The organism is Parabacteroides sp. 52 (assembly GCF_010500925.1).
Classification (GTDB): domain Bacteria; phylum Bacteroidota; class Bacteroidia; order Bacteroidales; family Tannerellaceae; genus QVMG01.
This window is the reverse complement of record NZ_QVMG01000055.1, coordinates 1-3,127: the sequence shown is the minus strand read 5'-3', so window position 1 is coordinate 3,127 and position 3,127 is coordinate 1. Positions and strand designations below refer to the sequence as shown.

At 41.2% G+C, this 3,127-nt stretch carries 1 protein-coding gene; it reads right to left on the bottom strand.

The features are described 5' to 3' along the window. Window positions 1-1,108: hypothetical protein (locus D0T51_RS12170; RefSeq protein WP_163729674.1), on the bottom strand; the 1,108-nt coding region annotated here is incomplete at its 3' end. Window positions 1,109-3,127: the final 2,019 nt, after the last annotated feature.

Sequence of the window (3,127 nt, the reverse complement as noted above, 5' to 3'; positions counted from 1 at the left end):
CCAGAGGTTGACTAATGTCAGGACTCCAGGGGCTGCCGTCTTTGAAACGGCTGGCGAGATAGACCTGAAGCACTTCATCCTGTAGACCGTCGGAAGCATTTTTGAAGTTCAGGGTATAGTTTAACCCTTTACCGGCTTCGAGGGTAGGCAGTTTCAACCAACGGCCGTTGCCGGTTGCATTGATCGGTGTCCCACCGCCTATCGGAGTTAATGATACCTCGCTGACTGTGCCGCCAACAATATACAACCAGTTGTCTTCCATATCGAAATCGTTCGGATTACCGACATTAACCTGGGTACTAAGTGTTCCGGAGCTACCTGTAAGGGTAGCGTTCGGGATAATAACAGAACTGGAAATGCCGGTGTAGTTTAGGCAATAGCCTTCTGACACCTCTCTTATCGTTTCTGAATCATTATAGACATTATGAAATGTCGCTTTTAGAGATACATAACTTTTCCCATTAGGAGCAGCCTGGGTAGCCCGCAAAGTTGGATAGAAATAAAATATATTTCCTTCTTCCGGATAAATCATTTTACCTCCGGAACCATCTGCATTGAAAAGGCTTCCTAAATTATAGGTATAGCGATTGCCTTCAATAGTGGGTGTAGGAGTAATCAAGGTAGTAACCCCTCTACTCATCACATTAAGTTTTATCACCATTGCTGTCATTTCATATCCTTCCGGAAACTCAATGCTAAGCTCTTTCAAATAGGAAAGAGCACGGTATTCATTCTTGAAACCTCCAGAGGGGAGTCCCATTCCATGCATAGAACTACTATAAGTGATCTCAAAGCTTGGTGTGGATACATTGTTTGAAAATGTTAACGTATAAGTTGAGTTGGAAGCCAAATAGTTTCCCGCAGCTACCGATTCAATATTAAAGGACATTTTATCCCCCCCCTTCTTTCCGGCAATCACTTCTGCAAAAGGATCGCTAACAGAATTTTCACTCACAAAACAACCGGAGGAAAGAGGTGTGTATTTCTGTGTTGCTGCACCAACAACAAAAGGCATACGAATTTCCAACTTATCATTTTCTTTCAATTGGAAACCATCTTCATGAAAATAAGCATACACTTTAAGACCATTTACTTGGGTATAACTCATTTTTTTGTTGAAAGTCTCACTTCCTCGTTTAATCTGAAGGGTTATATTATCAGCNNNCAGAAGGTGTTATCGGAAGATATAGATAATTATAAGATCCTTCCAATACCGTTGCCTTCCAGACAAAGTCTCCTCCGTCATTGACTACAAAGAGATCATTTATGCCACTTGCTGTCTTATGAGGTACATCGGGTATCCCGTCATCATTGGAATCTAGCAGTCCAAATGTCTTTCGTTCCGGGTAAAAATCATCCAACTCAATACCTTCACGTTTACACAAAAGAGTTGCTTTTTGATAGCGGCGACTAACAATTGGTAATGTCACATCTTTAATCAGATAATCTACCCAATAAGTAATCTCATCTTCTTTATTGGGAGTTGAAGGAGCATAACCTGAAGCCGCATTATATGTAAGGGAAATGGTAGTTGCAGCACCTGTATAGTCCTCTCCGGCTTTTGTACCTACCTTCCAGGAGTAGATACGATAGCCATCATCATCAACTGTCGTTCCTCCTTCCAGGTTACTGGTAGCCAAAATGGTTCCATCTGTTTTTTTCCAGACAATAGACGTATTTTCCAGAGAGAGCCACTCCGGCATGCGTACGAATACTTCCTGAGCAATTTCTTTGGTCACATTGGTTGTAGCCATATAAATTGGTAACTCTACGACCTGACTTGCCCCTGTTTTTAGAGACAGAGGGGTTAAAATTGTTGACAATCGAGGTATACGCCCATTGTAAAACGAATGATTTTTAAATGTCCCTTGTCCATTTCCTTTACTAATACAAGTAAATCCAGCTATTGATGCATAAACAGGGTACATATCTACTACATATTCTTGATAAACAACACTATTATCATACACCTTCTTTCCAGAGATAACAGGAATCTTTAAAGTCAGTGTCTCATTTTTGGGTAAACAAACATCTACAGGTAGGTTTACCCAAATACTATAGGGGTTATTTTCTATAAAATTTGCATAAGCTAATCTTTTAAAATTAGCACTTCCTATTGTGATATCAGAACTTTTCAGTTTGACCTCTGCCCCATCTCCTATTTGATATGTTATATTCTCTATATCTAAATAAGAGTAGCTATAATGTTCCCCATAGTTTATTTTTATATTATACGCATCCGCCCCTGTATTCTTATAGACAGCATGGAGTATATTCTTACTTTGTCCATCAAAACAGAGTTCCTCCCAGTTGGCGGCTTTCACTGTTTTATTATCAGGAGTTATATAATAAGCATTTGTCACCGAGATAGCCGGAGCCCCGAGTTGCTGGGGATAGATCATAGAAAGGGTTACACCATTCTCATTGGTGGTATAAGCAGTACTTTCTGGATACTGTGACCCGGTAGTTATTGTATGGGTTCCCCAGATAAAAGACGAAGCATCGAATGTCAGTAAAAGAGGGGTTGTCTGCCCTAAGCTACCCCCGGGAATATTAGCCGGAAGGATGGTCAGAGTATAAGTATTCATATCAGTTGAAGGTTCCAATACTGTATTTATCTGTTCTGCAGCTAAAGGAGTATTATTTACCTTAAACTTTTCCAGTTCAACAGCAGACTTTGCCTTTAGAATCACCTTAAAGGAGGTAGCCTTCCCTTCGGTAGCTAACAGTTTCAACTCAAAGGTTTGAGGATCGGTTGTATTAGCCGTATAATCCAATGTAGGATTATCACTCGTTATCGAAATCTGAGGCTTTAGAAACTGGACCGTAACCGCTCCTGCGCCCAAGGAAGTAGTACTTCCTTCTTTAACAGCTATATTGATCGTTCCATTTAGTTGATCGGCTACCTTATCATCGGTCTTTAACACCACATCCAGGGTGACGATCTGATTTATCTCCCAACTACTATAGATGAAGGTCACCGTTTGCCCGGTTTGCCCCGTGAGAGTGGGTGTTCCACCTTGCTGGGCAGTATGACTGGCATACTTTACACCGGCGGGAAGGGTGAAGACGATTCTCCCATTAGTCACCGCTTTTGTAGGCATAAACGAAACCGACAGGGTTTCAT